The 23,800-nt window shown below is 34.8% G+C and carries 21 protein-coding genes; 5 read left to right on the forward strand and 16 right to left on the reverse strand.

Annotated features, from left to right (window positions below; genetic code table 11):
- Positions 1-455: 455 nt before the first annotated feature.
- Together ACZ0AH_RS07540 and ACZ0AH_RS07545 are read right to left on the reverse strand one after the other, a co-directional pair.
- On the reverse strand, positions 456-1,355 hold the full coding sequence (locus ACZ0AH_RS07540) for an arginase family protein (protein ID WP_463475199.1): 900 nt from the start codon (positions 1,353-1,355) through the stop codon (positions 456-458).
- A gap of 73 nt (positions 1,356-1,428) precedes the next feature.
- On the reverse strand, positions 1,429-1,611 hold the full coding sequence (locus tag ACZ0AH_RS07545) for a SymE family type I addiction module toxin (RefSeq protein WP_463475200.1): 183 nt from the start codon (positions 1,609-1,611) through the stop codon (positions 1,429-1,431).
- Positions 1,612-1,705: 94 nt separating this feature from the next.
- Here ACZ0AH_RS07545 and ACZ0AH_RS07550 point away from each other — a divergent pair, with 94 nt between their 5' ends.
- Positions 1,706-1,921, forward strand: a complete 216-nt coding sequence (locus tag ACZ0AH_RS07550) for a helix-turn-helix domain-containing protein (protein WP_463475201.1) — start codon at positions 1,706-1,708, stop codon at positions 1,919-1,921.
- A gap of 31 nt (positions 1,922-1,952) precedes the next feature.
- On the opposite strand, the gene ACZ0AH_RS07555 is transcribed toward ACZ0AH_RS07550, so the two are convergent.
- The 5 genes from ACZ0AH_RS07555 to truA form a co-directional block, all read right to left on the reverse strand.
- The gene (locus tag ACZ0AH_RS07555; protein ID WP_463475202.1) at positions 1,953-2,444 is read right to left on the reverse strand and encodes a TPM domain-containing protein; all 492 of its coding nucleotides are present in this window, start codon (positions 2,442-2,444) and stop codon (positions 1,953-1,955) included.
- A gap of 245 nt (positions 2,445-2,689) precedes the next feature.
- Complete coding sequence (lpdA, locus tag ACZ0AH_RS07560) at positions 2,690-4,078, reverse strand: dihydrolipoyl dehydrogenase (protein ID WP_056250254.1); 1,389 nt, start codon at positions 4,076-4,078, stop codon at positions 2,690-2,692.
- A 441-nt stretch (positions 4,079-4,519) separates the two neighbouring features.
- A complete protein-coding gene (locus ACZ0AH_RS07565; RefSeq protein WP_463475203.1) occupies positions 4,520-5,104 on the reverse strand; it encodes an HNH endonuclease in 585 nt (194 codons plus the stop codon).
- 143 nt (positions 5,105-5,247) lie between these two features.
- Positions 5,248-7,002 carry an ABC transporter ATP-binding protein gene (locus ACZ0AH_RS07570; protein ID WP_463475204.1) on the reverse strand — a complete coding sequence of 585 codons (1,755 nt, stop codon included), beginning with the start codon at positions 7,000-7,002 and terminating at the stop codon, positions 5,248-5,250.
- Between the two features lie 71 nt (positions 7,003-7,073).
- Positions 7,074-7,808, reverse strand: a complete 735-nt coding sequence (gene truA / locus ACZ0AH_RS07575; protein WP_463475205.1) for a tRNA pseudouridine(38-40) synthase TruA — start codon at positions 7,806-7,808, stop codon at positions 7,074-7,076.
- A gap of 459 nt (positions 7,809-8,267) precedes the next feature.
- Between truA and ACZ0AH_RS07580 the strand changes: the two genes are divergently transcribed.
- Positions 8,268-10,184 (forward strand): SPFH domain-containing protein, encoded by a 1,917-nt coding sequence (locus ACZ0AH_RS07580; RefSeq protein ID WP_463475206.1) that lies wholly within the window; start codon positions 8,268-8,270, stop codon positions 10,182-10,184.
- A 231-nt stretch (positions 10,185-10,415) separates the two neighbouring features.
- Positions 10,416-10,910 carry a metallophosphoesterase family protein gene (locus ACZ0AH_RS07585; RefSeq protein ID WP_463475207.1) on the forward strand — a complete coding sequence of 165 codons (495 nt, stop codon included), beginning with the start codon at positions 10,416-10,418 and terminating at the stop codon, positions 10,908-10,910.
- A 1-nt stretch (position 10,911) separates the two neighbouring features.
- On the opposite strand, the gene ACZ0AH_RS07590 is transcribed toward ACZ0AH_RS07585, so the two are convergent.
- The 3 genes from ACZ0AH_RS07590 to ACZ0AH_RS07600 form a co-directional block, all read right to left on the reverse strand.
- Positions 10,912-11,829, reverse strand: a complete 918-nt coding sequence (locus ACZ0AH_RS07590) for a sensor histidine kinase (RefSeq protein ID WP_463475208.1) — start codon at positions 11,827-11,829, stop codon at positions 10,912-10,914.
- A gap of 48 nt (positions 11,830-11,877) precedes the next feature.
- Entirely contained in the window at positions 11,878-12,540 is a 663-nt protein-coding gene (locus ACZ0AH_RS07595) for a response regulator (protein WP_463475209.1), read from the reverse strand.
- Positions 12,541-12,710: 170 nt separating this feature from the next.
- Entirely contained in the window at positions 12,711-13,118 is a 408-nt protein-coding gene (locus ACZ0AH_RS07600; RefSeq protein ID WP_463475210.1) for a DUF4293 domain-containing protein, read from the reverse strand.
- Positions 13,119-13,301: 183 nt separating this feature from the next.
- On the opposite strand from ACZ0AH_RS07600, the gene rho reads away from it, so the two are divergent.
- Positions 13,302-15,236, forward strand: coding sequence for a transcription termination factor Rho (rho, locus tag ACZ0AH_RS07605; protein WP_463475211.1), 1,935 nt, complete (start codon positions 13,302-13,304; stop codon positions 15,234-15,236).
- Positions 15,237-15,586: 350 nt separating this feature from the next.
- Here rho and ACZ0AH_RS07610 read toward each other — a convergent pair whose 3' ends face one another.
- The 4 genes from ACZ0AH_RS07610 to ACZ0AH_RS07625 all read right to left on the reverse strand — a co-directional run bounded on the left by ACZ0AH_RS07610 (position 15,587) and on the right by ACZ0AH_RS07625 (position 19,640).
- Positions 15,587-16,603 carry a M28 family peptidase gene (locus tag ACZ0AH_RS07610; protein ID WP_463475212.1) on the reverse strand — a complete coding sequence of 339 codons (1,017 nt, stop codon included), beginning with the start codon at positions 16,601-16,603 and terminating at the stop codon, positions 15,587-15,589.
- 7 nt (positions 16,604-16,610) lie between these two features.
- Positions 16,611-17,582 (reverse strand): DUF3667 domain-containing protein, encoded by a 972-nt coding sequence (locus ACZ0AH_RS07615; protein WP_463475213.1) that lies wholly within the window; start codon positions 17,580-17,582, stop codon positions 16,611-16,613.
- A gap of 699 nt (positions 17,583-18,281) precedes the next feature.
- On the reverse strand, positions 18,282-19,055 hold the full coding sequence (locus ACZ0AH_RS07620) for a dienelactone hydrolase family protein (RefSeq protein WP_463475214.1): 774 nt from the start codon (positions 19,053-19,055) through the stop codon (positions 18,282-18,284).
- 132 nt (positions 19,056-19,187) lie between these two features.
- Complete coding sequence (locus ACZ0AH_RS07625) at positions 19,188-19,640, reverse strand: Lrp/AsnC family transcriptional regulator (RefSeq protein WP_463475215.1); 453 nt, start codon at positions 19,638-19,640, stop codon at positions 19,188-19,190.
- 193 nt (positions 19,641-19,833) lie between these two features.
- Between ACZ0AH_RS07625 and rocD the strand changes: the two genes are divergently transcribed.
- The gene (gene rocD, locus ACZ0AH_RS07630) at positions 19,834-21,087 is read left to right on the forward strand and encodes an ornithine--oxo-acid transaminase (RefSeq protein ID WP_463475216.1); all 1,254 of its coding nucleotides are present in this window, start codon (positions 19,834-19,836) and stop codon (positions 21,085-21,087) included.
- A 208-nt stretch (positions 21,088-21,295) separates the two neighbouring features.
- Here rocD and cysK read toward each other — a convergent pair whose 3' ends face one another.
- Both cysK and ACZ0AH_RS07640 read right to left on the reverse strand, forming a co-directional pair.
- Complete coding sequence (gene cysK / locus ACZ0AH_RS07635) at positions 21,296-22,216, reverse strand: cysteine synthase A (protein ID WP_463475217.1); 921 nt, start codon at positions 22,214-22,216, stop codon at positions 21,296-21,298.
- 209 nt (positions 22,217-22,425) lie between these two features.
- Positions 22,426-23,688 carry a YeiH family protein gene (locus ACZ0AH_RS07640; protein ID WP_463475218.1) on the reverse strand — a complete coding sequence of 421 codons (1,263 nt, stop codon included), beginning with the start codon at positions 23,686-23,688 and terminating at the stop codon, positions 22,426-22,428.
- Between the last annotated feature and the right edge of the window lie 112 nt (positions 23,689-23,800).

Raw genomic sequence — 23,800 nt, forward strand, 5'->3', positions numbered from 1 at the left:
GCGATGTCTATATAAGTTATTTAGAGCCAGAATGTTTTTTTTAAAATAAGAAAAATTAAATAAAAAACAGTTATTCTTATAAAAATGGGTTTGCGTTAGGAATAGCAGTCAATGTCATTAAGTTAAGCTTTTTAGAATAAAATTAATCTCGCAAAGGCGATAAGACGCAAAGTTTAAACACAATATTGTCATTTCGACGCAGGAGAAATCTCCGCAAGAAGCTCTACAAAGATTGGATTTGCTTTGCGGAGTTAGTTGCGGAGATTTCTCCTGAGTCGAAATGACAAATCTTTGCGATTTTGCGCGAGATTTATTCACCATAACATTATTGATTTTCTCTTAACATAATGGCGTTGAGATAGCAGTGGAAAGCCCACAACCTGACGAAGGAAGTGCAAGGATTTGCAGCGAATAGCCAGATTAGAGGCAGCGAAACATGCCCAAATAAAAACTATTTATCTTCGAAATGAGTTAAAAGTCGTGGTGATATTAGTGACAAAATCTTTTGTGTATTGTCCTGTAGGATCTAAATCAGGATCGAGAATTGTGATTTCTAATCCGCTAAGTTTTTCACTTTGAAACAAATAGGAGGTAAGTTCATTAAATTCTTCATACGTAAGACCGTCCGGCGTTCGGCTGTCTACGCACGGCATTATGAAATCGTTTAAAACATCGACGTCGATATGAAGCCAGAATCCGTCAAGATTTTTGGTTTCAACGCTTGAAAGAAATGATTTTATGCGATTTGAAATGCCTTGTTTTCGTAATGCAGCGAGACTGATATAAGTAGCGGTAGAATTCCTGATTTCGTTTTCGTATTCATCGTCATATTCGCGATTGCCTACACACCAAAGATTTTCTTCTTTGATATAAGGAGATAAATTGAGAATATTAGTAAGTTTTTCGTGTCCGTTTCCGGTAACTATGGATGCTGCCATTCCGCCAACGCCGCCGGTTGAGGATAAAGAAACGTCCATGAAATCAGTGTGACCGTCGAGGTAAAATAATCCGTAATTGCCTTTTTGTTTTAGCGCCATTGCCGGACCTAAAAGTATGCTGCAATCGCCTCCAAGTATAAACGGAAATTTGTTTTGTGTCAATAAATTATTGATTAAATAAGCTTGTTCCCTCGCATATTCGACTAACGAATTTGCGTTTAAAATATTGGTTTCTGGATCTTTACGATTAGAATATTTGGGTGCATCAAGTCGTATTGTATCTTTAGGATTGATTGCTTTATGCAAATTGTGTTTCCATAACCAGTCAGGCAATCGTTTTACGCCTGGTTCTTTTCCGGGTTGAGGTTCTTTTAAACCTAAGTTTGATGGAAATTCAACAACGTATATTTCTTTCATGACTTTTTATTTAGCCATAAAGTTATTAAAATATATGTTTTAGTTTTTGTTGAATGAAAAAATAAGATTATTTCTATTCTTTTTCAATTGTGATTGTCAGCCTGTTTATCTCTTGTTCTATGTTTATCATTTGCCCTTCTTTGAATCCCAGTTTATTAAGCCATTTGCCTTGAAGTTTAATTACCGGAATCGTTGTGTTTTTATAAGCTCTGGCTTCGTGTTTTGTATGAATTTTTAGTTTTCTTGAGTTTTTCATTTGTCGTATAATTGTATGACAAATATACAAACAAAAAACATTTGTCATATTTTTGTATGACAAAGTTATCAACAAATAGTCCGACATTTGTTTTATGACACGGGATATTCTAAAAAAGAAAATTGGTCAACGAATTGTTGAACTTCGAGAGAAAAAAGGTTGGAGCCAGTCTGACTTAGCAAGAGCATGTAAAAAAGACCGCCAATCTATTGAAAAAATCGAAAACGGAAAAGTTAACTCGACAATTTATACTTTACATGAAATTGCAATTGCTTTAGAAACTTCTTTGTCAAAGTTGGTTGATGTTTAATATTATTTTTCTTAATCTGCATTTTCTTTTTTTATTCCAGTTTTTTTATAAGCTGGCGCGTACCTTGCTGTAAACCTTTGTAATAGTCACCTTTTTTTAATTCGGGAACGACATAAGTCGCTATAATATCCTTCATTTCCTGATCGCTCATTTTAGAGCGGATTCGATCAATTCCCTGAACCTGAATTTGTCTTAATTTCTTGCTGACTACAATTAAAATTGTGGTATCGATATTTAATTTAGAAACTAAATATTTATCCAAATCCAATGAATAATCGGTTAAATCTGTATATGGCGTTATAGAAGATGTGGTTACAACCAAAATTTTATTTTTGGTTTTTGTTTCGTTTGCTTTCAAAAATTCGTTTAAATCCTTAATTTGACTTGGCGTAAGGATTTTTTCGAAATCATTTACATAATCGTATGATTTTGCAAAAATAGTCGAAGCCTCAGTTTTTGTTTGTGCAAATAGGTTATGAGATAAAAAAAGAGAAATGGCGAAAAAGAATACTATTTTTTTCATGGAAGATTTGTTTGGGAACTGCAAAATTAGTGCTTTATTATTAAAAATCAGTTTCGGGATTGTTACAATAAATCAATATTTATTTTTATAGAAATTTATGTGAATTGATCGAAGACGCACAGCTGTGCGCCTCTACGTATATTACCAGAAAAGGCAAAATAGGCTAAAACAAAAAAAATCCGACTTGCTTTCACAAATCGGATTTTTCAAATTGAAAATTATATGTAACCGTAAAACGGTTTGTATTACAAGTGAATTACTTCGCCATAAGCATCCGCAACAGCTTCCATAACAGCCTCGCTCATTGTTGGGTGAGGGTGAATAGATTTAAGGATTTCGTGACCTGTAGTTTCAAGTTTACGAGCTACAACTGCTTCAGCAATCATATCTGTAACTCCTGCACCAATCATGTGGCATCCTAACCATTCTCCGTATTTTGCGTCGAAGATTACTTTTACGAATCCGTCAGCAGCACCGGCAGCTTTTGCTTTTCCTGATGCTGAGAATGGGAATTTACCAATTTTTAATTCGTATCCTTTTTCTTTAGCTTGTTTTTCTGTTAAACCTACAGAAGCGATTTCTGGAGTTGCGTAAGTACAACCCGGAACGTTTCCGTAATCGATTGGATCTACGTGTAAACCAGCAATTTTTTCCACACAGTTAATTCCTTCGGCAGATGCTACGTGAGCCAAAGCTTGTCCAGGAGTAACATCTCCAATTGCGTAGTAACCAGGAATATTAGTTGCGTTGTAAGCGTTTACCAAGATTTTATCTCTGTCAACAGCGATTCCAACTTCTTCTAAACCTATGTTTTCAATATTAGTTTTGATTCCAACTGCCGAAAGTACGATGTCAGCTTCAAGAATTTCTTCTCCTTTTGCTGTTTTTACAGTTGCTTTTACGCCAGTTCCGGTAGTATCAATTTTCTCAACAGAAGAGTTGGTCATTATTTTTACACCCGCTTTTTTCATAGAACGCTCCATTTGTTTAGAGATATCTTCGTCTTCAACAGGAACAATGTTTGGCATAAATTCTACAATAGTAACATCAGTTCCCATTGAGTTGTAGAAATGTGCAAATTCAACTCCAATCGCTCCAGAACCTACAATAATCATAGATTTTGGCTGAGTTGGCAATGTCATTGCCTGACGGTAACCAATAACTTTTACACCATCTTGTGGCAAGTTTGGCAACTCACGAGAGCGAGCTCCTGTTGCAATGATAATGTGATCAGCGCTATATTCAGTTACTTTATTATCTTTATCAGTAACGTCAAGTTTTTTACCTGGTTTTAGTTTTCCAAAACCTTCAATAACGTCAATTTTGTTTTTTTTCATTAAGAACTGAACTCCTTTGCTCATTCCGTCAGCAACATTCCGGCTGCGTTGAACTACTGCAGGGAAATCCTTATCAAATTCAGAAACCTTTAATCCGTAATCAGAAGCGTGTTTTAAATAATCAAAAACCTGAGCTGATTTTAGTAATGCTTTTGTTGGGATACATCCCCAGTTTAAACATACACCACCAAGGTTTTCTTTTTCAACTACAGCTACTTTAAAGCCTAATTGTGAAGCTCTAATAGCTGTTACATATCCGCCAGGACCACTTCCTAAAACAATAACGTCGTATTTCATTTTTTTGGTTTTTAGTATTTATTTCCGAAAATGAAGTTTATAATTCCGAAACTCATTTGTCGATTTTATTCTTTGTTCTTTGTGCTTGCGAATTTAAGGATTTATTTTAAAAAACACTTTAAAATTTATTTTTACCCACACTGATTTTGACCTTTTCACAGAAATCGGGCGAATTGTGAATTGTAAATTGTGAATTATTGATCGGAATTTGGGTTTGAGAAATTAAAAATTAAAATTGCGTGCTGTCATAAAAAACGAAGTCGAAGAACTTTCGTATAGAAAAATTCTTCGACTTCGGTTCAGGGTAATACTGAATAAGTTTTGTCAGGCTGAGCGGAGTCGAAGCTAATTTAAGTTAAAAAGCTCTTCGACTCCGCTCAGAGTGACAATCAATAACAATTAACAATTAACACTTAACAATTAATAATTAACCATTAACAATTAAACTTTAACGTGTCCCCAGTTTTCACCGCTGGCAATACGTCTGATTTGCATTTCGCTTACGCCGAATTGTTTGGCAATCATTTTAAGGCGTGTTTTTTGTTCTGGTCTTGCAAGGATTTTCTTGATTAACATTACCTTGGTAGTAGTTAATTTTCGACCGTCAGCTTTTAAGTTGTGTTCAATCAGGTTCTTTTTCGCCTGAATCACGCGTGGACTTTTGCGGCTGTGTGCCATCATTTCGGCTTTTGTAGCCCAGCGTAAATTGCTGATGTCATCATTGCTTCTGTTATAATCCATATGAAGCACATAAGTTTGTTCTTCAGATTGTTTTGGAATAAAATATTCAGCAACTAATTTGTATAGAAACAAGTATTTGTTAACGATTTTGTCGTCTTTTTTAACCTTAAATCTAAAAGTTGGATAACCATCGCTTAAACCTCCTTTTAAAAGTCGGCCATTTTCTATTTCGTCAGTAAAACTAATTAATCGACCTCTGTTTGAGATCGCATATCTAAGTTGTAATGAGGCATTTATTTCTATTTCTTTGAATTTTTCGTCTGGATAAAATCTGTTTTGTGGCATTTTCTTTTGCATTTGAATTATACATTCTCAAATATAAATAATTCAAAAATCAAAGCAGTTATATAATTTCCCTCAGATATTACATTTATGATTCCTATAACGCTAATTTAACTTTTTTAAGAGCTTTTTTAGCATTTGAAATTTCAATTAGCGACAGAAAATTGCGAATCGTATAAATTCTTGTAATATCCGTTGGTTTTATTGAGCAATTCCTGATGCGATCCCTGTTCTACAATCAAACCTTTATCCATAACCACAATTTTATCGGCGTTTACAATTGTTGCCAATCTATGTGCAATAATGATCGAAGTTCTTCCTTTTGTAATCGTTTCGGTAGCACGCTGGATTAATTCTTCAGAATACGTATCTATCGAAGAAGTCGCTTCATCCAAAATCAAAATACTAGGATTGCTCACGTATGAACGCAAAAAGGCGATTAATTGTCTTTGTCCTGATGAAAGCATTACACCGCGTTCTTTTACATCAAAATCATAATTATCCGGCAAACTCATAATAAAATCGTGAACGCCAATTTTTTTGGCAGCATTCAAAACTTGTTCGCGCGTAATTTCAGGATTGTTCAAAGTGATGTTATTATATATAGTATCAGCAAACAAAAATACATCCTGCAAAACCACCGCAATTTGTTTTCGTAACGAAGCCAACGTATAATTCTCAATATTATGACCGTCGATAAAAATGGTTCCGCTATTTATTTCGTAAAAACGATTCAGTAAATTAATAATAGTCGATTTTCCGGCTCCGGTAGAACCCACAATTGCAATCGTTTGCCCTGAAGCCACAGATAAATCAATTCCCTTAATGACTTCTTCTTCCGGAATATAACTAAAACGAACAGCAGAAAATTCAATGCTTCCGTCAAAAATAGGCGCTTCCAGCGTTCCCGTGTCCTGAATATGATCTTCTGTATCGATAATATCAAAAACACGATTTGCGGCAATCATTCCCAATTGCATCTCGTTGAATTTATCTGCAATCTGACGCAACGGATTAAATAACATCCCGATAAACATCGTATAAGAAAATAAATCTCCAAAAGTCGTAAAATGATCTCCGTTCAGGATTTTAAATCCGCCGTAAACCACTACTAAACCTAAAGTAATAGACGAAATAATATCCGCAATCGGAAAAAAGATCGAGTTATAAAGAATGGTCTTAATCCACGCTACTCTATGTTTGTCATTAATTACCCTGAAATTTTCGGCTTCGATTTTCTCACGATTAAAAAGCTGAACGATTTTCATTCCCGTAACACGTTCCTGAACAAACGAGTTCATATTTGCAATCTGCGTACGAACTTCTTCAAAAGCAACCTGCATTTTACGCTGAAAGATTCGGGTAATAAAAACCAAAATTGGCATTGCAACCACCACAATCCAGGTCAGTTTCCAGTTCATGTAAAACATAAAAATCAGCACCACCAGCATTTTCATCAAATCGCTTATAATCATAAACAATCCCTGACTGAAAATACGGGCAATCGACTCAATGTCCGAAACCGATCTGGTAACCAATTGCCCAACCGGAACCAAATCAAAATATTTCATTCTGAAACTCAAAATATGCTTAAAAAGTTTCGTTCTGATATCCTTTACAATATCCTGTCCGAGCCAGTTTGCCCAAAACACAAAGTAAAACTGAGAGAAAACTTCACATAAAAGAACCACGCCCATTAATATAATGTACATCAGCAAACCATGCTTGTCGTGCGTCTTGATATAGCCGTCGACCGTTTCCTTTAATAAATAAGGGCGAAGTGCTGCAAAAACCGACAAGGAAATTGCAAAAATAATAACGCCATAATAGCGCCATTTATAAGGTTTGGTATATTTTAAAATTCGTTTGAATAATCCGGTATCAAATGCTTTTGCTTTCATTATATTTTTTCTATGCTTTAAGCTTTAGGCTTCAGGCAATAGGCTTACTGCTTATAGCCTACAGCTTATAGCTATATGTAATCGTAATCAATTTCGGTTAAATATAATCCATGTGCCGGAACCGAAAATCCGGCTTTTTCTCTGCTTTTACTGGCAATGATATTTTCAACATCAGTCAGAGAAATTTTATGCAATCCTACATTTACCAAAGTTCCCACAATGGCACGAACCATATTTCGCAAAAAACGATTGGCCGAAATGGTAAAAATCAGTTTGTTATTTTCTTGTTTCCAATACGCCTCAAAAATCGTGCAATCAAATGTGTTTACATCTGTATTTACTTTAGAAAAACATTGAAAATCGGTATGATTCAGTAATATTTTCGCCGCTTCATTCATCAAAGCTACGTCTAATTTTTGGTTAAAATACCAGCTCAATTCTTCCGTAAACGGATTTTTAACAGTATTGATGTGATATTCGTACGTTCTTTTCGTAGCATCAAATCGGCAATGCGCATTATCAGAAACCAATATAATATCAAAAATCGCGATGTCTTTTGGTAAATACGAATTCAGTTTGTGTATTAAATTCGGAACGTCAAGCGGTGATTCAACATCAAAATGACCATACATTTCACTTGCATGAACACCAGTATCCGTTCGTCCGGCGCCCATTACATTTATAGGAGCATTCAATAAAACCGAAAGTGCTTTGTTTAAAGTTTCCTGAACAGAAGAGGCGTTGGGCTGAAATTGCCAGCCATGATAATGTGTTCCGTTATATGCAAATTGAATAAAATATCTCAAGGTAAAGGTTCATAGGTTCTGAGGTGCAAAGGTACAAAGGTTTTTTTTAAAAGTTGCTAAGGTTCTTAGTTGCTAAGAAGCTAAGTTTTTTTTAAGATGCTAAGGTTCTGAGGCGCTAAGGTTCTAAGTTTTTTACTGTTTTTTATTGTAGAGATGCACAACAGTGCTTCTAACATTAGATGAATAAATATTAAAAGAGATTTTTTTAAATCTCTAAAAAGAAAACTTAGAAGCTTTGCATCTTAGCAACTCAGAACCTTAGCTAAAAACTGTTAACGTCCAAAATACCAATCATAGTTTACCCGGCAAAAAATCGTGTCAGAAATTGACAATTCCAACGATTTAACCGAAGGCTTTTTTTAACATAATTTAAGAAAAATTGGCAAAAGTTAATTTTTAAAATATTTCATTTTAACAGAATGTATTTCTCTTATGTTTGTAGCCTAAATATCAAAAACTATGAATGAAATTACTTCTTATTGGTGGATCATTTTAATCTTATTTTCTATCATTTTTTACAAGTTTATTTTACGTGTTTTCTTCGGAATGGTAATGGTTCCGGAAGATAAAATTGGTTTGGTAACCAAAAAATTCGTTTTGTTTGGAACCGACAGGTCGCTGCCTGATGGTCGTATTATTGCGACAAAAGGGGAGGCAGGTTATCAGGCAAAAACGCTTGCTCCGGGTTTATACTGGGGAATGTGGATCTGGCAATATTCTATTGATATGTCTGGATTTACAGTTATTCCGGAAGGAAAAATTGGATTGGTTTTAAGTAAGGACGGACAGGAAATCCCAACCGGACGAATCTTAGCCCGAAAAGTAGACAGTGATAACTTTCAGGATGCTACTTTTTTCTTAGACAATGGTGGACAAAAAGGACGTCAAACTGCTTTTATTACCACAGGTTCGTATCGTATTAATACATTCTTGTTCGAAATTGTAATTGCAGATCAAATCAAGATTTACGAAAATATGATTGGTATCGTAACCGCTCTTGACGGAGAACCAATTCCGCAAGGACAAATTGCCGGTAAATTCGTAGAAGGTCACAATAACTTTCAGGATTTCGATAAGTTTCTAGACACTGGTGGAAACCGTGGTTTACAGCCTCAGGTGATGTTGGCAGGTTCGTACTATATTAATACATGGGGAATTTTGATCGAACAAAACCCAATGACAGATGTGCCTATTGGATATGTTGGTGTTGTGATTTCGTATATTGGAGATGACGGACAAGACGTTACCGGAGATACTTTCAAACACGGAAATATTGTTTCAAAAGGACAACGTGGTGTTTGGATGGAACCGCTGGGACCTGGAAAATATGCTTTGAATAAATATACAACGAAACTTGAAGCAGTTCCAACAACGAACTTAGTGCTAAACTGGGCAAATGCCAGAAGCGAATCGCATAATTTAGATAAAAACTTATCTACGATTACCGTTCGTTCAAAAGATGGTTTCCCTTTTAATCTGGATGTGGCGCAAATTATCCACGTTCCGGCAAACGAAGCGCCAAAAGTAATTGCCCGTTTTGGAAGCATGAACAACTTAGTTTCTCAGGTTTTAGAACCTACAATTGGTAACTATTTCAGAAACTCGGCTCAGGATAGCGATGTTATTTCGTTTTTAAGTACGAGAAAAGAACGTCAGGAATCGGCTAAAAATCATATTAAGTTAGTCTTGGATGAGTATAATGTAAATGCTGTCGATACTTTGATTGGAGATATCGTTCCGCCAGATTCATTGATGAAAACCTTAACGGATAGAAAGTTAGCAGAAGAAGAGCAAAAAACGTATCAAACCCAAAGAATGGCGCAAGAACAACGTCAGGGAATGGAGAAAGAAACTGCAATTGCCGATATGCAAAAAGAAATCGTTCGTGCTTCGCAAAGTGTAGAGATTGCGCAACGTACCGCAGATGCAACCGTTAAGAAAGCAGAAGGTGATGCAACCAGTTTAAAACTGAATGTAAACGCTGAAGCGGAAGCAACAAAAATGCGCGCCAATGCAGAAGCCGAAGCTACAAAAGCAAGAGCAGGAGCACAGGCAGAAGCAACAAAACTAAATGCAAGTGCCGAAGCAGAAAGAATCTCGAAAACAGGTTTGGCCGAAGCAGAGAAAATTATGGCAATTGGTAAATCGACTGCTGAATCGTACCAACTTCAAGTTAGCGCAATGGGCGGTGATAATTTTACCCGATATAAAGTAACCGAGGAAATTGGTAAAGGAAACATCAAAGTAATTCCTGATGTTTTAATTTCAGGAAACGGCGGATCTGATGGTTCTATCAGCGGTTTATTAGGTTTAAAACTAATGGAAATGATGGATACCAAAGATTCTAAAGATGGTAAAAATCCTAAAAAACAGTAATTATTGTAAAACGTTTGGTGTAAAATGTTTGATGTAAAATTTTATACGTGAAATGTAAACATCGTATAATCTAGAGACGCACAGCAGTGCGTCTAACATCAAGTTTAAAATCCGATTTGTGAAAGCAAATCGGATTTTTTTATAAAAAAAACTTAGCATCTTAGCAACTCAGAACCTTAGCACCTTAAAAAAACTCAGTACCTTAGCAACTTAGAATCTTAGTTACTTAGAATGAAAAAAATCCTCCTCCTTTCCGATACACACAGTCATATTGACGATACTATTTTAAAATATGTAAATCAGGCTGATGAAGTTTGGCATGCAGGAGATATTGGCGATTTGCATGTTACAGATACCATCAAAAAGTTAAAACCTTTGCGTTGCGTGTACGGAAATATAGATGACGCACAGGCAAGATTAGAATTCCCTTTGCACAATAGGTTTTTATGCGAAAATGTTTCTGTTTGGATTACGCATATTGGCGGTTATCCGGGAAAATACAATCCGGCAATTAGAGAAGAAATGGCTTTGAACCCGCCTAAGTTATTCATTTGCGGACATTCGCATATTCTGAAAGTTATTTTCGATAAAAAGAATAATTTATTGCACATGAATCCCGGAGCTGCAGGAAAAAGCGGATTCCATCAGGTACGAACCATGTTGCGATTTGTAATTGATGATGATAAAATAAAAGATTTGGAAATTATCGAAATAGGGAAGAAGTAAATTAATGGGGCAACGGCACTTTTATTTTAATCGAAGTTCCTTCATTTTCTTTTGAAACAATCGAGATATTTCCTTTGTATTTTTTAATTCTGGCTCTAATTCGGTTTAAACCAAAACCTTCATTTTCATTTTTTTTCTCCGCTTTAAAACCTTTTCCGTTATCCTGAATTGCGATGATAAATTGATTGTTGTTTTCGGATAATGAAATTTGGGCTTTTGATGCACCGCTATGTTTTATAATGTTATTGAATAGTTCTGAGACAATGAAATAAAGCTTCATTTCGAATTTTTCAACATATCTTTTTTCAGTCGAAACGGTACTTGAAAATTCAAAATGAATACTGGAATTGGAGTTTCTTTCGCATAAATCTTCCAAAGCATAAATTAAACCAAAACGAACCAAAAGAGTAGGAACGAGATCATGCGACATATCACGCAGGAGATCATGCGCTTCTGCAAGAATGGCTTTGGCTTTCTGAATTTCTTCAGATTTTATATTGTTTTGTGTCGTATAGGTATTCAAATGCAAGCCCACAGAAGAAAGCAAGGAATTGATATTGTCGTGTAGAAACGATGCAATTTTTTTGCGTTCAATTTCCTGAGTATCGATTCCGGCATTAATAACGTCAAGTAATATTTTTTGCTTAGTATCTTTTCGTTTTATTTTTTGCTTCAATTTATTATTCTGATAAAAGAAATAGAACAGAAAAAACAATATCACAACAAGAACAACAGACAGGCTAACGACTTTTTTATTTCTTAATTTTTCCAGTTTTCGTCCTTCAGAAGGAGTGCCTTTTTTTGAACTTTCGACAGCATTAATTTGAGATTCATTTAATGGTATATTTTCCTGGCTAAAAACAGGGTTCCCGTTTAGAGAAGTATAAAAAAGAAGTATTAAAATTCGAATAATATACATAAATCCACAAGAGATATTAAAAACAGATTTTACTTTTTAAACGCAAACTTAAGGATTAATCAAATTGTTTTTTAGCGCATATTTTACAAGGCCAATGGTGTTTTTGGTCTGAAGTTTTTTCATGATGTTTTTCCGGTGTGTTTCAACAGTATTTGTGCTGATAAAAAGCTGTTCGCTTATTTCTTTTCCGCTATATTCTAAACAAATTAAGGTGATAATTTCTAATTCCCGCGCACTTAAAATTTGATTTTCTACGTAAAGGTTTTTATTTAGTTTTGGATTGTTTTGGGTAAAACTATTAAAAATTTTCTCTCTTACCGAATCACAAAAATATTCCTGATCCTGATAAACCGCATCAATTGCTTCGATGATATTTTCGCCGGCACATTTTTTTGTGAGATAGCCTTTAGCGCCTAATTTCATTACTTCTTTTATAATTTTTAAATCATCATAACTGGATAAAATAATAACTTTGCAGGGAAATTGTTTTTCGCTAAATTCTTTTAATACTTCAATACCGTCTTTTTTGGGCATGCTGATATCCAAAACTAAAATATCGGCATTATTTTGAATAACATCATCATAAATAGTAGTGCCATCAAGAGAATTTCCTACCACTTCAAAGTTCGCAACTGTTTGTAGTAAATTGGTCAAACCATCAATTAGAACCTGATGATCGTCTGCAAGATGTATTCTTATTTTAGGTGTCATAATTGATTCAAAATGGGAAGAGAGTCAAATTTATGAAAAAAATATCTTACAAAAGTTGCTTTTTAAATTTATTTGGAGGAAGGTTTTGAAATTAAATTTAGATTACCCACAAAAAAACCCGAATCGTAAAATTCGGGTTCTCTTCGCACAAAAAACTTAAGTTTATAGGTTTATCTCAAACGATCTACAGATTTTACGAGATCTTCATCCTTCTTGATGGCCTTATTAGCTAAAACTAATAATACGATAGCAACAATTGGCAGAAACATCCCAATACCTTTCTCAGAAACAGCTGTTTCTCCAGATAAATTTAGAGAACGATATACAAACAATCCTAATAAAATTAAATTTAATATTATGTTCAGCCTGTTCATCACAAACTGATTTTGTCTTTTTTTGTATGAAATAATGCTCACAATAGTCAGCATTGTGCTTAGACCTAATAAAATGGTGTATAATTGGTCCTGCATAAAATAAAATGCCTTACCGTTTAATGTCCAAAGTGGAATAAAAAACATTAAAACTCCTGTCACTATAAAGGCAAGAAGTAAATATATGGTCTGAATTCGTTGTATCATGATCTAAAATTGTTTTACAAAAATATATTTTCTTTTTTTAAAATACTATTGTATGATTAAATTTTATTCGTATTATTGCATCATAATACCGTAAGCACTTCATACTGCGGTCAATCGAAAAAAAATATCTACCTATTCTTTTTACAGTATTTCCGTTAAAATAATTAAATTCATAGAACATTCATGTTTGATATTTCTGCATTAAAAGAAATGAAGCTTTCTGAGCTTCAAGAAATAGCTAAGTTAGCTAAAACTATAAAGTTTAATGGCGTTAAAAAAGAGACTCTGATCAGTCAGATTTTAGCACATCAAGAAGCGACTGTTGCGCCGCCGGCTAATGCTGTGGCAGAAGCGGTTGACGATGATAAACCGAAAAGAGCCAGAATAGTTCCTGCTAAAAAAGCAGCCATTTCAAAAAATGCCCCTGTTTTAGAATTTGATAAAGTAGAGGAAGCTCCTGAAAAAGTGGAAACTCCTGTGGCTGCAAAACCAACTTCAAAAGCTCCCGCAGCTCCAAAAGTTCAGGCAAAAATTCAGGCAGCCCGAAAAGAACAGGATGCTGTGAAAAATGAAGAAACTGAAAAAATCGAGGAAACTCCTGAAAATACTGAAGCAGAGAAAAAAGGACCGAAAATCGTAAAATTTAATAAATCAGCTTACGAGAAAAAAGTCGCTCTGCAAAAAGAAAAAGAAGTCGTAAAAGAAGCAGCTTCAGAAGAATCCGGAGAAAATACTCCGACACCAATTGCTGAAAAAACAGAACAGACTGCTCCGGTAAAAAAGATAAACCCGAATCAGAATAAGGTTCAGAATCCTAACCAGAATCAGATTCAGAATCCTAACCAGAATCCAAATCAAAACCAGAATCCAAATCAAAACCAGAATCCGAATCAAAACCCAAATCAAAACGGGAACGGGAACGGAAATGGAAATGGGAATAACGGAAATCAAAACCCAAACCATAAAAATAAAAAGAGTAATTTCAGAGATTCAGATTTTGAATTTGACGGAATTATAGAAAGTGAAGGTGTTCTTGAAATGATGCCTGACGGATACGGATTCTTACGTTCATCAGATTATAATTATTTAGCCTCTCCGGATGATATTTATTTATCAACGTCACAAATCAGATTATTTGGTCTTAAAACTGGAGATACTGTAAAAGGAGTGGTTCGCCCTCCAAAAGAAGGCGAGAAATTTTTCCCTTTAGTTCGTGTGCTTAAAATTAATGGCCACGATCCTCAAGTTGTTCGCGACAGAGTTTCTTTTGAGCACTTGACACCGGTTTTTCCTTCTGAAAAATTCAAATTAGCCGAAAAAGGCAGTTCTATATCAACTCGTATTATCGATTTATTTTCTCCAATAGGAAAAGGACAACGTGGAATGATCGTTGCTCAGCCTAAAACGGGTAAAACAATGTTATTAAAAGACATTGCAAATGCAATTGCGGCCAATCATCCTGAAGTTTATCTTATTGTTCTTTTGATCGATGAGCGTCCTGAAGAGGTTACTGATATGCAACGCAGCGTGCGTGGAGAAGTTATCGCTTCTACTTTTGACCGTGAACCGCAAGAACACGTGAAAATTGCGAATATTGTTCTTGAAAAAGCAAAACGTTTGGTAGAATGCGGACACGATGTAGTGATTCTTTTAGATTCGATTACACGTTTGGCAAGAGCTTATAATACCGTTCAGCCAGCATCAGGAAAAGTATTGAGTGGTGGTGTTGATGCAAATGCATTACAAAAACCAAAACGTTTCTTTGGAGCGGCAAGAAATGTAGAAAACGGAGGTTCGTTAAGTATCATCGCAACTGCATTGACTGAAACTGGTTCTAAAATGGATGAGGTGATCTTTGAAGAATTTAAAGGAACCGGTAACATGGAACTTCAATTGGATCGTAAAATCGCAAACAAACGTATTTTCCCTGCAATCGATCTTACGTCTTCAAGTACACGTCGTGACGATTTATTATTAGACGAAAAAACATTACAAAGAATGTGGATCATGCGTAAATATCTATCAGATATGAACCCTGTAGAATCTATGGATTTTGTAAACGACCGTTTCAAGAAAACAAGAAACAACGAAGAGTTTTTGATTTCTATGAATGATTAAGAAAAGGTACAAAGGTTCAGAGGTGCAAAGGTTCTGAGGTTTTCTTTTGGAATCTAGAAATATAAAAAAAGGGATGAGTTTTAAAACTCATCCCTTTTTTTGTTTTTATCATTGTTTCACAATAATGCTATTGTTGACGGCATTTACGCAATCTTGTCATTCCGAGGAACGAGGAATCTTCGTTAGTAATTCCACACAGATTGAAGCTTCTTGCGTAGATTCCTCGTTCCTCGGAATGACAAGATTGAGAGATGTAGACTTTAGTCTATAAAAAAACTTAGAACCTTAGCAACTCAGAACCTCAGTCCCTTTAAAAACCTTTGCCCCTTTGTCCCTCTGAACCTTTGAACCTATTTTTTATCCACTACCGGACGATTTTCTCTATTCGCTAAATCCCAGGCAACAACAAAGGCAAGCTGCGTTCTTTTTGTTAAAGCGTCGTATTCGATTTTTTGAGGTTCGTCGCCTTTTCCGTGGTAATCTTCGTGAACTCCGTTAAAGAAGAAAACAGCTGGAATTCCGTGTTTTGCGAAGTTATAGTGATCAGAACGTTCGTAAAAATGATTTGGATCTTTTGGATCATTAAATTTAAAATCTAAATCTAATTTGGTGTATTTATCATTTTGCGCTACAACAGCATTGTGCAAATCTGTAGATAATCTGTCAGCTCCAATAACGTAAACGTAGTTGTTTGTTTTAGCATGTTCTACATCGCGGCGGCCAATCATATCAATATTAATATCGGTTATAGTATTGGCAATTGGAAACAACGGATTTTCAGAATAATAACGAGAACCGTGCAAACCGTGCTCTTCGCCCGTTACGTGAAGGAATAAAATGGAACGTTTTGGGCCATGACCTTGTTTTTTGGCTTTCGCAAAAGCTTTCGCAATTTCCATAACCGCAACTGTTCCTGAACCATCATCATCCGCTCCGTTGTAAATGTCTCCATTTTTGATGCCTACGTGATCGTAATGCGCTGAAATGACCAAGACTTCATCCGGTTTTTCAGAACCTTCTATGTACGCCCATATATTCTCTGAATCAGGTAAATTTTCATTACGTTTTGCGTTTAAAAAAGCAGCAGGAATATGTTGGTAATAATCTGTTGCTCCTTTTGGGAATGAAACGCCATTCTTTTTGTATTGTTCGATCATATAAAGACCCGCTTTTTTCTGTCCTTTTGACCCCGTTTCGCGGCCTTCCATTTCGTCAGAAGCTACAACATAAAGCATTTTTTTTAGATCTTTTTCAGTAATAGATTTTACGTATTTGGTTGGATCTGCGTTGTTTTTTGCAGCACCGTCCTTTGTAGTAGAACATGAAAACGCTGATGCAATTAATAATACAAGTAAGGTTTTTTTCATTTTATAATTAGTGTAAATTGATGAATATGTAAAATACATAGAAAATAAGTAAAAGTAGGATAAAAAAGGAGTTTATAAAAAACAGGATTACACTTTTAACAAATGAAACGATTCTGCTTTCTCCATAAAAACGGTGATGCGCCGGATAAAAATAATAACACATCCATATTATTCCAACAAAATTGATAAGTCCGGATATGTAACTAAGCGGACTATCTTCCCCAAATAAACCAAAGATTCTGTTGACAATAAATAAAATGAGGAATATCAAAAGTAAAAACGAAAAATAATGAAGCGTAAAAATCCCGTGATCAAAATAATACCATTTCTTTTTGTTGTGGAAAATCCATAAAAAGAAGGCAAAAAACGGCATTATGATAAACAGGATTTTAGGAATATTATGCAAAAAAGATTCGATGAATTTTTCGACAATTTCCCTTTTGGTATTTTTTTCTGTAACGTGTACCACTTTTTCGTAAGCCCAATATCCAAAATCAGAATATTTGTCTTTTTCGTTTCCATACTTCTGAATCGAGTCAATTTCTTTCATCGACTTCAATTCAAAGTGGGTATTCTGATCGAATTTCTTAATTTTTCCTTTGCTGTTTGCAACAATTTGTGAATTAAGTTCTTTTTCGCTCTTATCGAGTTTGTCATCTATGGTACTGGGAAATAGGGCAATTAAAAGAAAAGTAATAAAACTGATAAAAATATAAAGACGAACAGGCGCCAAATACGATAATCTTCGGCCTGAAAGGTATTCTTTGGTTAAAGTAGACGGTTTAAAAAGTAAATTTTTAATTGTTTTCCAAAAAGCATTTTCATAATGCGTCAGATCTTCAAAAAAATGAATAAACAAGTGATGAAATGTTTTTCGGCTGTCTGTATTTTCCTGTCCGCAATTGGGACAAAATTTTTGTTCAACAACATGTCTGCAGTTTAAGCAGGTTTTGTCTTTTCTAATCGGACTATGTGACATCGGTTATTTAAGTTGATTTGGTTATGTTTTTTTTGCCCACGAATGACGCGGATTTAAACGGGTTTGCACTGGTTTTTTTGCTGCTGATTTTTATTAGTATCAGCGTAAATCTGTTTAAATCCGCGTCATTTGCTTGCTATTTTTTTTGCCACAAATTCCACAAATTGGCACAAATTTTTTAAAATTATTATCTGCTTAAATCTGTTTAAATCTGCGTCATTTGCTTGCTATTTTTTTGCCACAAATTCCACAAATTTGCACAAATTTTTTAAAATTATTATCTGTGTAAATCTGTTTAAATCTGCGTCATCCGTGGGCTGTTTTTTGCCACAAATTCCGCAAATTGGCACAAATTTTTTAAAATTGTTATCTGCTTAAATCTGTTTAAATCTGCGTCATTTGCTTGCTATTTTTTTGCCACAAATTCCACAAATTGGCACAAATTTTTTAAAATTATTATCTGCGTAAATCTGTTTAAATCTGCGTCATCCGCGTGCTGTTTTTTGCCACAAATACCACAAATTCGCACAAATTTTTTAAAATTGTTATCTGCTTAAATCTGTTTAAATCCGCGTCATTTGCTTGCTATTTTTTTGCCACAAATTCCACAAATTCCACAAATTAGCACAAATTTTTTAAAATTATTATCAGCGTAAATCTGTTTAAATCCGCGTCATCCGCGTGCCATTTCTCAAAGCATTATTTTTTCAACACTTCATTTAAAAAAAGCTGTAAATGCTCAAATGATCTTTTTGCAGCAACCGGATTATAAGCCGCTCCTTTAGAATTATCGCTTCCGGCTTCCGGATTTGTAAACGAGTGAACTGCATTTGCATAATAAATCATTTGCCAATCGGCTTTTGAATCGCGCATTTCTTGCTGAAAAGCGGTAATTTCTTCCTTAGATTCAAATGGATCATCGGCACCATGGCAAACTAAAACTTTGGCAGTAATTGGTTCAACAGGACGGGTTGCATCTTTGCCTAAACCTCCGTGAAATGACGCAACACCTTTTACATTCAAATGTCCGCGGGCAGCTTCAAGAACTCCGGTTCCTCCAAAACAATATCCTATTGCAACGATATTGTCTGCATTTGCACCGGATTTTATTAATTCCTGCAATGCGGCATTAATTCTTTTTTGATAAACAGCAAAATTAGTTTTGTAATATCCCGCTAATTTTCCTGATTCGGTTGTGTTTTTAGGATAATTTCCTTCTCCATAAATGTCAGCGATGAAAACCGTATAACCTAATTTAGATAAATCTGCAGCAATATCTTTAGAAGCCTTATCAATTCCGAGCCAGGCTGGCAAAAGTAAAATTCCCGGATTATTACTGCTTTTTTTCGCAGCTTTTATCGATAAACCATTTAATACCTGATCGCCGTCAGCGTATTTTACAGGTTTTAATTGTGCATTTATAGTGTTAGATAACAATATAGCAGCAAAAAGAAGTAGAGCAGAATTTTTCATGATTTCACAATTTTTAACAAATATCAGAAATATTATGTTACAAAAAAACCTCAAAAGCCATTTCTTCTGAGGTTTGTAACATTTAGTTTAGTGAATAATTAATCTGCTGAAATTTAATTATCCTGGATGTTTTTATAAAGAAATATTTCGTTTAAAAGCACAGCCCAATTCTATCATCGAATCTGTTTTTGCAATTCCGGGAATATTATCGATTTTTTCATATAAAATCTTACGCATATGTTCGTGGTTTTTTGCCGTAATTTTCAGGTAAAGCGTAAAAGATCCGGTTACAAAATAGCATTCTGTAATTTCAGGAATTTCTTTTAAAGCTTCTATAATTCTTTCTGAATCTGAATCTTTATTAAGCGTAATTCCGGTAAAAGAAGCCCAATCGTACCCAATTTGCTTTTCGTTTAAAATAGGTTTGATTCCGGTAATAATGCCTTGTTCAAATAAACGATTGATGCGTTGATGAACCATTGTATTCGAAATTTTCAAATTAGAGGCAATTGTCGAAAATGCGATTCTTCCGTCTTTCTCTAATTCTTTGATAATTTTTACGTCAAACTCATCTAAAATATCCATGCGTTTATTTTTTAATTTCTGTAAAGATAAAAATAAGTCTGGTTTTATTTTATAAAGTTAAATTTAAAATGACTTTTAATTCAGTTAAAATAAGTGATATTTTATTTTTAAATCTTGTTTACGAGTTAAATTTTATATTTTTTCTTTTTAAATAAAAAATTTTCATATTTTTGTCTCAATAAAATAAATTATCATGGCACATAATCAAGAAGTACTTTCATCAAAATCTGAGGTTTTGATCGAAAAAGAAAACAAATACGGAGCTCATAATTATCATCCGCTTCCGGTTGTTTTAGAAAGAGGAGAAGGCGTATATGTCTGGGATGTTGACGGAAAAAAGTATTATGATTTTTTATCTGCTTATTCTGCTGTTAATCAAGGGCATTGTCATCCAAAAATTGTTAAAGCAATGACCGATCAGGCACAAAAACTGACTTTGACTTCTCGTGCTTTTTACAATGATAAATTAGGAAACTACGAAGAATTTGTAACCAATTATTTTGGTTTTGATAAAGTATTACCCATGAATACAGGTGCAGAAGCGGTTGAAACAGCTTTGAAACTTTGTAGAAAATGGGCGTATGAAGTAAAAGGAATTCACGAAAACCTGGCACAGATTATTGTTTGTGAAAATAATTTTCATGGAAGAACAACGACAATTATCTCTTTCTCAAATGATGAAACTGCGCGTAAAAGCTTCGGTCCTTTTACAGAAGGATTTATAAAAATAGAATACGATAATCTTGAAGCTCTTGAAAAAGTTTTAGAATCATCAAAAAATATAGCAGGATTTTTGGTTGAACCAATTCAGGGTGAAGCCGGAGTTTATGTTCCATCAGAAGGATATTTGGCGAAAGCAAAAGCATTGTGCGAAAAACATAATGTATTGTTTATTGCAGATGAGGTTCAGACCGGAATTGCGCGCACCGGAAAATTATTAGCCGTTCATCACGAAAATGTACAGCCGGATATTTTGATTTTAGGAAAAGCAATTTCTGGCGGCGTTTACCCGGTTTCGGCAGTTTTGGCAAATAATGAAATCATGAATGTAATTAAACCAGGTCAACACGGATCTACATTTGGTGGAAATCCTGTTGCGGCGGCTGTTGCAATTGCGGCTCTTGAAGTGGTAAAAGACGAAAATCTAGCCGAAAACGCAGAACGTTTAGGAATCATTTTGAGAAAAGGTTTAAACGAAATAAAAGAACGTAACAACTTAATTACTTTAGTAAGAGGAAAAGGTTTATTGAACGCGATTGTAATTAATTGTGGAGAAGATTCTGATTTAGCCTGGGAAATCTGCCTAAGATTCAGAGACAACGGATTATTGGCAAAACCAACTCACGGAAACAAAATTCGTTTAGCACCGCCATTGGTAATGACAGAAGAACAAATTCAGGAATGTCTTGAAATTATCGAGAAATCTTTGAACGATTTTAGAGATTAATTATTTAGTGCATTTACAATAGCTATGTTTCTATGTGTTGAAAAATATAAAGCAAACTTACTTATCTTTATTATATAAAAAGGCGACTGTATAAAAACAATCGCCTTCGGGTTATTATTACTTAAAATATCAAAAAAAGTAACTATCTCTTAGCGCCAATGTGTAAAGCATTGGCTCTTTTTTTATTTTTAAACTTCACTTAATTGTATTAAGAAAAGAAATCAAATAATTCTTCGACTGAAAGATATCGTTCTCCCGTATCATAATTAAAAGTCAGGATTACGGCATCATTTGGTATATTTTTCAGCTTTTTTGAAACCCCTGCAAGAGCTGCTCCAGTTGAAATTCCACCAAAAATTCCTTCTTCTTTTGTTAGTCTTTTTGCAAAATTAAAAGCGTCATTTTTTTCGACCGTAATGATTTCATCCACATATTCCCGATTAAAAACTTCCGGAATAAATCCTGCGCCAATTCCCTGTAAAGGATGCGGGGCCGGAATTCCGCCACTTAAAACCGGTGATAAAGCAGGTTCTACGGCAATGGTTTTTAGATTTGGGAAATGTTGTTTTAATATTTTAGAAACTCCGGTAATATGTCCGCCAGTTCCAACGCCTGTAATCAGATAATCGATTCCGTCAGGAAAATCAGCCAGAATTTCCTGCGCCGTTGTTCTTTCGTGAACTTCGACATTGGCCGGATTTGTAAACTGCGATGGTAAAAACGAGTTTTTTATTGTTGCCGCTAATTCTTTTGCTTTTTCAACCGCGCCCGAAGTTCCTTTTTCTCTTGGCGTCAAAACATATTCGGCACCATACGCTTCGATGATTTTTCGACGTTCTACACTCATCGACTCCGGCATTACAATAATCACTTTATAACCTTTTACGGCAGCGACCAACGAAAGTCCGATTCCGGTATTGCCCGAAGTGGGTTCTATAATAATAGAATCCGGATTTAAAAGCCCTTTTTTCTCGGCATCTTCAATCATTGCCAGCGCAATTCGGTCTTTGATGCTCGAACCCGGATTTGATTTTTCGAGTTTAATCCAAACTTCGTGCTCTTTAAAGAGTTTGTTCAGTTTAATGTGAGGCGTGTTGCCAATCGTTTCCAGAATGTTTTGGTATTTCATATTTGATATTTTTATTTTGGTTTTATATCGAATAAAAATAGATGAGTGTGATTTCTCCTTTTATCGAAATTACAATATTGTGTTTAAACTTTGCGTCTTTGCGCGATTAATTAAAATTATTAGAATCTTTTTAATCTGTAACTAAAAAGAACTTATATCACTTATATGGTAAAAAAACTTTGTGCCTCTGCGCAGTTGCGCGATTAATTTTATTTCCCAAATAATAAAAAAGCAATAATCAAAGTAATAATAACATTGAATAATTGAGCGATTAAAAAAGCATACAAAGGCTTTTTGCTGTTGTTACGCAACAAATCTTTAAAGTTAGTTTCCAGACCAATACTTGTAAAAGCCAATGCAAACCAAATGCCCTGAAGATTCTTGAGACTATCTTTAACTTCATCCCGAACTTCAGGAGTTATCAGAAAAGAAAATACCAATGAAGCCACAATAAAACCAATAACAAACTTAGGAAAACGTTCCCAAATTATGCCCAAAGTTGGTTTTGATGCTTTGGCTTCCGCCGAATTATTATGCGTATATGTCCAATAAACGGAAATTGCAAAAGCTGCCATTCCTAACAATACATTTTGAGAGAATTTTACAATTGTGCTAATTTTTAAAGCCGTTTCGCCAACCAAAGAACCAGACGCGACAACCGCTCCGGATGTATCGATACTTCCGCCTACCCATGCTCCGGTTACTTCTTCCGGAAAATTGAAATATTTGGCAATAATAGGCATGAAAATCATCATTGGAATCGCCGTTACCAAAACCATCGAAATCACATAAGATAATTTTTTAGAATCGCCTTTGATCGCTCCCGAAGTAGCAATTGCTGCAGAAACTCCACAAATCGAAACCGCGCTCGAAATCATCATGGTCAATTCGTCATCGACTTTTAGTTTTTTACACAGCCAGAAAGCAAAATACCAAACCGATAAAACCACAACCAAAGCCTGAATTAATCCCAAAGAACCTGCTTTTAGAATATCCGAAAAAATGACGCTGGTTCCCAATAAAACCAATCCAATTTTTACAAATACTTCTGTAGAAAGTGCCGTACGAAACCAGTCCGGAAGTTTAAAAAAATTACCAATTGCCAAACCAATAATCAAACTGAAAATAACGGCTTCGAGATTAAGTCCTTTTATCGTTGTATTGCCCGCAATTGTCAAGGCAAGAATGGTCAAAATATAGACTATCGGGAAACCGAGAAGAAAATTTTTAACCGATTTTCCGATTAAAAAAGCGCCAATAGCTCCGATAGAAATGAGATAAACAAATTGTAATAAAATTATTTTTAGGTTTCCGAAATCAAACACATCTTTTAGTAAATCTGTTCCGTTTGACCATTTGAATATTGGAACTTCAGGAAGAAAGATAAAGAGCGAAATCCCGATTATTAAAAATCCCAGAATTACGACCGTCCAATCTTCGTGAATGGTAATTTGTTTTGTTTTGGCTGACATTGTGAAGGTTGTTTATAAAATTGGTTTTGTTTTTCTGCAAGGTTTCCAAAACCTTGTAGGTATGAATTTGTAATCTATAGAAAGACTTAAAAAAATAAAACCTACAAGGTTT

Source organism: Flavobacterium sp. AC105, from assembly GCF_979258495.1.

Excerpts from the sequence above, each read along its gene's own strand:
- rho (WP_463475211.1), top strand. The coding sequence starts at position 13,302 with ATGTTTGATATTTCTGCATTAAAAGAAATGAAGCTTTCTGAGCTTCAA.
- ACZ0AH_RS07595 (WP_463475209.1), bottom strand. The coding sequence starts at position 12,540 with ATGACACCTAAAATAAGAATACATCTTGCAGACGATCATCAGGTTCTA.
- rocD (WP_463475216.1), top strand. The coding sequence starts at position 19,834 with ATGGCACATAATCAAGAAGTACTTTCATCAAAATCTGAGGTTTTGATC.
- ACZ0AH_RS07550 (WP_463475201.1), top strand. The coding sequence starts at position 1,706 with ATGACACGGGATATTCTAAAAAAGAAAATTGGTCAACGAATTGTTGAA.
- ACZ0AH_RS07570 (WP_463475204.1), bottom strand. The coding sequence starts at position 7,002 with ATGAAAGCAAAAGCATTTGATACCGGATTATTCAAACGAATTTTAAAA.
- ACZ0AH_RS07545 (WP_463475200.1), bottom strand. The coding sequence starts at position 1,611 with ATGAAAAACTCAAGAAAACTAAAAATTCATACAAAACACGAAGCCAGA.
- ACZ0AH_RS07640 (WP_463475218.1), bottom strand. The coding sequence starts at position 23,688 with ATGTCAGCCAAAACAAAACAAATTACCATTCACGAAGATTGGACGGTC.
- ACZ0AH_RS07540 (WP_463475199.1), bottom strand. The coding sequence starts at position 1,355 with ATGAAAGAAATATACGTTGTTGAATTTCCATCAAACTTAGGTTTAAAA.
- ACZ0AH_RS07620 (WP_463475214.1), bottom strand. The coding sequence starts at position 19,055 with ATGAAAAATTCTGCTCTACTTCTTTTTGCTGCTATATTGTTATCTAAC.
- ACZ0AH_RS07610 (WP_463475212.1), bottom strand. The coding sequence starts at position 16,603 with ATGAAAAAAACCTTACTTGTATTATTAATTGCATCAGCGTTTTCATGT.
- lpdA (WP_056250254.1), bottom strand. The coding sequence starts at position 4,078 with ATGAAATACGACGTTATTGTTTTAGGAAGTGGTCCTGGCGGATATGTA.
- ACZ0AH_RS07565 (WP_463475203.1), bottom strand. The coding sequence starts at position 5,104 with ATGCCACAAAACAGATTTTATCCAGACGAAAAATTCAAAGAAATAGAA.
- cysK (WP_463475217.1), bottom strand. The coding sequence starts at position 22,216 with ATGAAATACCAAAACATTCTGGAAACGATTGGCAACACGCCTCACATT.
- ACZ0AH_RS07555 (WP_463475202.1), bottom strand. The coding sequence starts at position 2,444 with ATGAAAAAAATAGTATTCTTTTTCGCCATTTCTCTTTTTTTATCTCAT.
- ACZ0AH_RS07590 (WP_463475208.1), bottom strand. The coding sequence starts at position 11,829 with ATGTATATTATTCGAATTTTAATACTTCTTTTTTATACTTCTCTAAAC.
- ACZ0AH_RS07580 (WP_463475206.1), top strand. The coding sequence starts at position 8,268 with ATGAATGAAATTACTTCTTATTGGTGGATCATTTTAATCTTATTTTCT.
- ACZ0AH_RS07625 (WP_463475215.1), bottom strand. The coding sequence starts at position 19,640 with ATGGATATTTTAGATGAGTTTGACGTAAAAATTATCAAAGAATTAGAG.
- ACZ0AH_RS07585 (WP_463475207.1), top strand. The coding sequence starts at position 10,416 with ATGAAAAAAATCCTCCTCCTTTCCGATACACACAGTCATATTGACGAT.
- ACZ0AH_RS07600 (WP_463475210.1), bottom strand. The coding sequence starts at position 13,118 with ATGATACAACGAATTCAGACCATATATTTACTTCTTGCCTTTATAGTG.
- ACZ0AH_RS07615 (WP_463475213.1), bottom strand. The coding sequence starts at position 17,582 with ATGTCACATAGTCCGATTAGAAAAGACAAAACCTGCTTAAACTGCAGA.